The organism is Mongoliibacter sp. (genome assembly GCF_007692705.1).
Classification (GTDB): Bacteria; Bacteroidota; Bacteroidia; order Cytophagales; family Cyclobacteriaceae; genus Mongoliibacter.
This window is the reverse complement of the sequence record NZ_REBN01000156.1, coordinates 1-8,989: the sequence shown is the minus strand read 5'-3', so window position 1 is coordinate 8,989 and position 8,989 is coordinate 1. Positions and strand designations below refer to the sequence as shown.

Below are 8,989 nucleotides of genomic sequence, written 5' to 3'. Positions count from 1 at the left end.
AAGCCCCCGGAAATAGCTTTTATACTTTTCACTTAGGATATTTTTTTGTTTATAGTCAAGGCATAGTTAAACTTTCAAAGAATAGGACTCACAAAACCAAAATCAGCCCAAAGTACACTTTGAAAAGAAAAAAAAGGTGGGCTTTATCCAGCCCACTTTTTTCAATTAACACTTTACCCTAATCAAAATATTTATAAATTTTCTGTCCGGTAAGAATAATCAGAAACCGGGATTTTGAACCAGATTTTCATTTTGAGCAAGCCTTCCTAGTCCAAAAGGCAGATAATATCTTCTGGGCTCAAATACCCTTTCTAGGTTTTCTGCATTCCTCAAAGTGATGGTATATTTATCTTCATCTAAATGGTAGGTAAAAACCATTCCGGCTGTCCTTACAGAAAGTACTTCATGTGCAATTCTCCACCTTACCAGATCATAATACCTGTGGTCTTCAAAGCATAATTCAATTTGTCTTTCTTTTCTGATTTTATCTTCATCAATTGTAGTGTACAAAGGCATTTCAACCCTTTCTCTTAATTGGTTAATTGCACTTAAAGCATCACTTGTGAAATTCAGGTAATATGATGCCTCAGCAAAATTAAGCAGTGTCTCTGCATACCTGAACACTACATAATCAGTCCCTGAGTTACCTGTTTGAGGTAATGTATTGGCATCATCCACTCTCTTCCTGAGCAACAACCCTGTATTGACCCTGTTTCTGTTTGGTGCAACGCCTGGGAATACTTCGCCGTTGATAGTCTCAAAACTATCAACCTCACGGGTAGACTCTTTTCTCTCTCCATTCTCAAAATAAACAGTACTTGAGTGGAAGAACACCTTTCTGCCCTGAAATTCAGTTTCGGGATAGAAAACAGAAGCTTTGAATCTTGGGTCCCTGTTACCGAAGAAGTCATTAATATCCCATAAATTATTAGGATTGAATTCAGATCTGTCAATCTTTCCTGATCTGCCGTCCTTAAAGTCAAAAACTTCAACAAAATCATAAAGAACGGGCCAATTGGAATTCCATGTCGCATTAAATCCAGCAGGATGAGCCATCAAATCTAGATCATGACCTTTTATAAAAGGTTCGAAAACCTCTACGAAAATCATTTCATCATTTCCTTCATCCAAAAATATATTTCTGTAATTCTGTACTTTATCCGGACTTTGATTATAAAGTTGAAATAAACCAGAATCAATTATTTCTTTGGATGCATCATATGATCTCTGAAAAAATTCATTTTCTCTTCCAGAAGGTATCCCAACAACACCATCAAGTTGGACAGTACCGTTTCTGGCAATGCTCCCTGCATAAAGCATAGCCCTACTTTGGAGCATTAAAGCTGCATATTTATCAGCACGTCCATTTGCTCCTGTCTTTGACTGACCAAAAACCTCTTTAATTTCATCCAACTCATTGAAAATAAAATCATAAACCTCTTCTTCTTTATCTCTTGAGACTAAAAGATTTTCTCTTGGTTCATTGATGTCCTGAACACGAAGTATCAAAGGCACTCCTCCAAATGATTTAACCATTTCAAAATAAGCAAATGCCCTTAAAAACCTTACTTCTGCCTTTTTGACCTCTTTGAATTGGGTTGTCAGGGTTCTACTGTTGTCTATGTTCTCTAGAAGAAAATTCATATCTCTGATAGGTGTATATAACCATCTGTCCAAAGGCCCTGGCCCAGTCTCCGCAATGTATTGCCTTGTAGCGGCTTGATTAGGTTCCTGCCAATTTGCAAAAGCTATGTTTTCTGCTCCGACAGCACTTCTTGTACCCATTGGCACTCCTGTTCCTCTCTGGAAATTCATTCTTTCGTATAAATCAGCGATATAGGCATCAACTAGATTTGGATCTTCAAACACGAGATTTTCTGAAATAAAATCGGGTTGCTTATCCAGATTATCAAAACAACTGAATGAGATCAAACCTAAGATCAGTATATATATATTTTTTTTCATGATAATATTTTTTATAGCAATTGAATAATTTCTTAAATACCTATCATTACCCCTAGGGTGAAGGACCTTAATACTGGCAGTCCAAAAGTTCCTATGTTTGAAGCTTGTTCTGGGTCAAGTGTAGCATCAAATATTCCCAGCCTTGAAAATGTGAGTAAGTTTTCCCCTGCGACATAAAATTTGATATTTCGTGTCCATAATTTTTTGGCCAGTGCTTGGGGAATATTGTAGGCCAATTGAGCTGTTCTTAGCCTTAAGTAAGTTCCATCCTTTAGCCAAAAGTCTGAATTGACATTGTTCCAGGGACGAGATCCGTCGATATCAAAAGCAGGTAATTGAGCGTTCGGGTTATTTCCAACACCTGGGTTACTCGGGTCTTGTGTCCAGCTGTATTTAGTATGAAGATCCAGTGGTACATTTTCATTATCAAATGGATTTCTGTAAAGACCTCCGACATTTATATTAAACCTACTGGCCCCTTGCCAAACAGTGGTCAACGCAAAATTATTATATGAAAGATTCAAATTCAGTCCAAAATTTATCTCGGGAAACCCTCCAAAACCTATCTGTTGAAGGTCATAACGGTCAATTACGCCATCTGGCACGCCATCAGGACCACTTACATCCACATAACGGATATCTCCAACTCTGGGAGTTCCATTAATAGTAACTACCTCATTATTTGCAATCCAGGTTTCCACTTCTTCCTGAGTATTGAAAATCCCATCGGTAATATATCCGAACGAACGGTTAAACCATTGATTTGAATTCCTATCGATTCTCATTTGATTTGGATCGCTGGGGTCTATATTTTCCTGAAAATTCTCATATCTCTGTCTTGCATATGTAAAGTTGCCACTTAAATCAACTTTCACTTTCCCTATGAAGGTCTGGTAGCCCAATAAAAACTCAACTCCTCTGTCACTCCTTGAATCCAGATTGAAAAGGGGTAAATTTGCTCCAAATGTAGAAGGTAATCCTTCCAGTGGCTGACGCAGAAGACCATCTCTATATCTATAGAATGCATCAACATTACCATAAAGCTTTCCTTGAAACAATCCAAAATCCAGTCCTGCATTATAGATTGTGGTTTCTTCCCAAGTGATGAAAGGGTTGGCAAGCCCAGTGGTCCTAATTTGGGTAGTAGGGTTAGCCCTATCTAAATAATATACCTGGTTCAATTCTGAAAACCCGCTTAGGTATTGAAATGCTGTGTTCCCTACGTTGGCATCTATACCTGTTTCACTATAACTCAACCTTAGTTTAAGTTCATCGACTGTGTTGTTGTTTCTCAGAAATCCTTCATTGTGCATTTTCCAACCTGCTGAAACTGATGGGAAATACCCCCATCTGACCTGTGGATCAAACTTAGAACTCCCGTCAACTCTTAAAGTACCTTCTAACAGGAACCTACTGTCAAATTCATAGTTAACTCTACCTGCAAAACTTGTACGTGCATAACCTACCAAAACGCCAGTACCTCCAGTAGATGTAAGGGCATCATCTCCGGCTGAAATTTGGGGGATATCAGGTGAAAGCAAGTTTCTCCTTAAAGCTGAAATAACATTAATATTGTTGTCCTCCATTTCATAAAAAACCAATGCTCCTACCTGATGCTTGTCAATCTGTTTTTTATAGTCAATAAAAAATCGGGAAAGGATTCTCCTGTTTGGATCATTTTGGTTTCCTCCAAAACTTTTAGAGAATTGATTATCTGACTGGACACCTCTCAGGATATACTCTTCATTCGCAGGGTTGTATTCAAATACCTCAAATGGTTTCACAAGGTTTTCATTGGAAATATTACGCATTCTAACGTTGATCCTGAAACCGACATTAAGTCCTTCAATCTCAGGGACATCATAATCCAACTGCAGGGCCGCTGCAATTGTCTCCAGTTTTGTATAATTAAATCCTGAAAAATCTTTTCTTGTCCCGGCAACCGGGTTTCTCTGGTTAAATCCTGAATAAGGTATTCTTGTGGGGTCTGGTAATTCTGTTGGGAAAAAAGGCAAAGCGGTTCTTAGGTTATTCCAGATGGTTCCCGGATTAAACTGTGCAAAATCTCTTTCTTCTTCTATATAAGAGGTGAGTAAGGACAAATTTATCCTATCCCCTATTTTTGCATTCAGGTTGTTGGTAATATTAATTTTTTTATAATCATAGTCTCCTTCAAAAATCCCATTCTGAGTCAGGTAGCCAACTGAGGTATAAAATTTAACATCCTCATTACCTCCACTGACGTTTATATTATTCGCCTGAATATTCCCTCCACCATTTCTTAATAGAGCATCTATCCAATCATAGCTTTCCAATTCACCGCTTCTATACTGATTCAGCCTATCTTCGGTAAATTCTCCATAATTAATTTCCTGATCTGGATTACTTGGGTTATACTGACGGTTGAACTGGCCTGCTCTTGCCATTTCAATATAACCAGCAGCATCTGTTTGGGTTGGAAACATAGTTGGGTTTTGGACACCTGCATAGGAATGTATATTAAGTTTGATATCTCCCGCTTTCCCTTGTTTGGTAGTTATCAAAATAACTCCATTTCCTGCTCTTGCTCCATAGATTGCAGCAGAAGCATCTTTTAAAACAGTCACAGATTCTATATCATTGGGATCTATTCTGTCAAGAAAAGATTCAACCCCATCCACTATTACCAGGGCATTGCCAAATCCGCGGATTCTTAAATCTGAGTTATCAGCACCTGGAAGTCCCGGTGTTTGCATGGATATGACTCCCGGAACCCTACCTGCGAAAAGATTTTTAACATTTGTTGTAGGAACCGAAACCACCTCATCTGTTTTCAGTGTGGAAACAGACCCAGTAAGATCAGAACGGCGCTGGGATCCATACCCTACCACAACTACCTCTTCAAGTCTTGAGTCGTCTACTGATAAGGAAATATCCAAAACCGTCCTATTATCGACTTTGACAGTTTGGGTTTTATATCCAATAAAACTAAATGAAAGTGATGCATTGGGAGACACTTCTATTGAATAACTCCCATCGATATCAGTGGCTGTTCCTGAGGTCCTTTCAGAATCCCCATCCCTGACTATTACACTAACTCCAGGGATACCTTCCTTCGTTTCTTCATCGAGGACTGTACCGGTCACAACTACATTTTGTGAATATGACAAGTGTCCATACAGCGTTAAAACGGTAATCAATATAAATTTGAATGTAAAATTTCTCATAGATTATTGAATTTTAGGTTTACTTATGAGCACAAAAACCAAGAAAGAAATCAACAAGGAATTTCAACTTTTAAATGAAAATCAACGGGATCAATTCACCTGGTTAAATCTTTAAATAAATTTAGATTCCGTATCGCTAGAGGATATGGATTAAAAAAAATAATACATGGACAATTTTATTTTTATTAAAATAATTACTTGACTCTCCTAAATCCAGCGATAATTAATGATGTCAAATAGATCTTTATTGGAATAAAAGGATGAAAACGATCTACTCAGGTATTCATTTGGCTGGTTTAGTTATGATAGGGTAAATCTTAGGAGAATGAGATTTTAATATCAGGAATATAACTCAGCTTGCGGTGGCCTTCCTATGACTTTGAAAAAAACCGGAAGTGCTTACAACCAAAAAAGGCCGGAAAACCCGGCCCTTTTTTATTTGAATTTCCACTTTCAATCCACCTTAAGCTTCCATACATATCTTCGATTTCCATTCCGAATGGTAATCAAATACAAACCTCTGCTCAGATTCCTGTCGACCAAAACCGATTGGGTTTCGGTATCCAATACAGTATCGTCATACATCTGCCTCCCAGTCATATCGGTCATAGATATGTGAATTACCTCTCCCTCCTCAGGAACTCCAGGCACCTGAATAATGATATTTTCTCCCACCTTAACCGGGTTGGGGTATACTTTGAATTCCTCTGGGTTCAGAGAAAATTTTTCAATATCCATAGATTCCTCTTCTGCCTGAAGAACTCTCATATTTAAGTTTCCTTGATCCAGAATGACAATTTTGTCAATTATCGGGGCATCAGTTCCATCCGGCCTCAATTCAACAAAATTCGGCCCTTGCTCAAGCTCCATCTGGACAGTTTTTATTGCCATTTCTCCGCCATTGAAACACCATGGCCCTGAGGGTTCAAATGTTTCCTGGGTTGAAGTGATACCATTTACGATGGTCATGGATCTTTCATTTGCAGTGATGTAGTGAATTTCCACATCGTATATTTTACTTTCCTGTAAAACAATATTGCTGAACCTTATCCCATTATTCACATTTGCACCCATATTCACCATAAGTCCATTCGAGGCATTTTCGCAATTTTGAATGGCACTGTTGCCCAATAATTCAGCCTCTTCCGCTTCCAATGAGACAAGGCCCGGACTGTCATTGGATAACTTTTCAAATTTGATTTTGTCAATCAGGGGTGAATCACCATTAAGAGGTCTCAGGACCACACTGTTTACACCTTCATTCAGCTGTACTTCTATTTCATAAACTGCAGGTGAGCCACCATTAAAACACCAAACACCGGAAGACTCAACTGATTGCATTCCTAAATTCTCTCCGTTCACTACCAATCTGAAATTTCGGGCCGGGGCACTCATGTAGGAAATTTCCAAATTATAAGATCCTGATTCATCTGCTACGATTTCATCAAATCTTATCCCATTATTATTTGAAGAGCCCATATTCACCTGTTGTCCATTTGAAGAATTCACACAATTTACAATTACAGATGAGCCTAAAAGCTCTGCATGTTCGGCTTCAAATTCCAGATTTTCTTCCAAGAAAATAATATCGGGATCCTCATCACTTGGATCATTGCCCTTGGTGACTAGGGCAAATCTGTCCAAAAATACATTGCCAGAGGAGTATGCCACTTTTAGTGTATGGGTTCCTGATTCCAGAAAATATGAAAATCTTCTTTGTTCGGATTCATAACTAAAATGAAAAGGTTTCCAATACCATTCGTAAATACTGTTTTGCAAATCGGCCATTTTTCTAAATGGATCCCCGTCCACTGAAATCCAAATACTTGATTCCACTTCTTCTGAAACAGCCTGTATTTTTGCCCAAATCTCGTATTCATCAGCTTCTTCAACTTCAAAATCCAAAGTAAGAACTCCCTCTGTCCCCGGCGGATTTTCTAATGATGGACCTACATCTGCTGTTTGGACAAAAAGACCTCCAATAGCATTTTCTGTTTCCGAAACTGTCCAAGATGCTCCCAAAACTACATCCTCTGCCTCGAAGAATTCAATGGCATCAGTTTCCTCCAAGCCCCAGAAATTGTCTGTAGGCACACAATACCCTGCATCCTGAAACATATCCTCCATATTTAGACTTCCATTGATCAAACCTACCTGATCCAATTTCATATTGGGATTTGGAAACTCCAAAGTCATTCTATGTTTTCCTTCCTTTAAGTCATAGAATCTTGGTATTTGAAACCAGGTAAAACCTTCACTATTGAAACCACCGATCTGTTCCAGTTCCCCATTGTCCATTCTGACCCTGACAGGTGCATTTACACCTCCTGTTTGGACCCTTATCCAGGCCCTGTAAGTTTCAGGATTTTCAATTTCGAACTCAAAATGGACTTGCCTTGCTATTTGCGTCTCCCCATCATTGTCGGGATTACCCTGTATAAAATACTCATTTGAGGCCTCCGGATCTGAAAGTATATCCCACTGTGATCCCAGATATTTTCCACATTCTGCTTCAAAAATCAAACTGTTTACTTCCTTTGGTATGTAAGGCATTTCCATTCCTTCTAAGTTATTGGCCGGGGCATAAGTTGGCTGGGGAATAGATGGCGTAGATTCGTGATTCAGAAATAACAGACCGATATTGGTCAGGTTTCCATCATCATCCAGATAATTTGAAGGTTCTACCTGATTTTGGGAATTATTCGGATTTGGCTGGAAATAGGCATAGCGTTCCACATATTCCAGACTCTCCAAGTAGGGTAATGCCAGCTGAAGAAAAGCTTCCTGCACTGCATTGCCCCTATTTGGGTTTGCATTGAACTCTGTAATCCAGATCGGCATTTGGTATTCATTATACACCTGTTCCAGGTAATTCCGGAAACGGTTAAAGATTTGTTGGGGATTCGCATTCGGAGTATTTGCAGGATTCCCACCCCAATCATACCAGTGGACTGCCACAAAATCGAATCTTACATCTCTTTCTTTGGCTATTCTATTAAACTCTCTCAACCAAGTAAATGGACCATTTTCTCTTGGCGCTGGGCTCCCAATCCTTAATCCCGAAGCCAATAAGCCTTCAAAATAAGCAACTGCCACTTCCGGCTCACATAAATTATTGAACTGACCTGATTGGCCTGTACAGTGGTCAGATTCATTGAAACCCAAAAAATGAGTGATATCCTCTCTATTGATAATTGTATTAACACTGGATGGCGAGGCACCGCCTGCTCCCCATGCCATGGCTGCGTTTTCATAATTGGGCCTAGATCCCTGACCCAATCCCCAGTTATAATACCAGCTGGCATCTATTCTGTCAAAGAAACCACCGGTTCCCTTCTTGGTTACCCAATTCCATGGAACAACCCTTATGAAGCTGACATTTCCATCCAGTGAAACAGGTAAATTCTCTACCAACATATCCTCTTCAGAGGCTATATAGACTTTACCTTTACTTGTGCCGTTGGGTTTCACCGCAAAGGTGGCCATGTATCCCCTCTTAAGTACAAAAGATCGGGTTGCATTATCCATTCCAGAAGGAATTTCACTTCCTTTATAAATGATTCTTTCCTTAAGGCCGGCAGACTGTCCACTGAAATCATTTTCCGTAAAAATGGTCAAAGCAGAATATGTTTCATCCCTTGGTCGGATTACGGAGCCTTTCTGGTAATATTGATTGATCCTGTAATTGTTCCCAAGTGATGCCTCAATACCGTTTATTTTAATCATCGTATCCAGGTTGGAATCAAAAACATCAGGGGTAATACCATCCCAATATATCCAGGATCCTGCATCAAGAAAATCAAATAAAACCTGGGAAG

Annotated in this window: 3 protein-coding genes; all 3 read right to left on the bottom strand. The window is 39.1% G+C overall.

Going from position 1 to position 8,989, the window contains the following annotated elements; genetic code table 11:
• Nucleotides 1-219: 219 nt before the first annotated feature.
• Nucleotides 220-1,965: a RagB/SusD family nutrient uptake outer membrane protein gene (locus EA341_RS09715; protein WP_293013498.1), complete on the bottom strand. Its 1,746-nt coding sequence runs from the start codon at nt 1,963-1,965 to the stop codon at nt 220-222.
• Between the two features lie 32 nt (nt 1,966-1,997).
• Nucleotides 1,998-5,171 (bottom strand): TonB-dependent receptor, encoded by a 3,174-nt coding sequence (locus tag EA341_RS09710; RefSeq protein WP_293013496.1) that lies wholly within the window; start codon nt 5,169-5,171, stop codon nt 1,998-2,000.
• Between the two features lie 453 nt (nt 5,172-5,624).
• On the bottom strand, nt 5,625-8,897 hold the full coding sequence (locus EA341_RS09705; protein ID WP_293013493.1) for a glycosyl hydrolase: 3,273 nt from the start codon (nt 8,895-8,897) through the stop codon (nt 5,625-5,627).
• Nucleotides 8,898-8,989 lie beyond the last annotated feature (92 nt).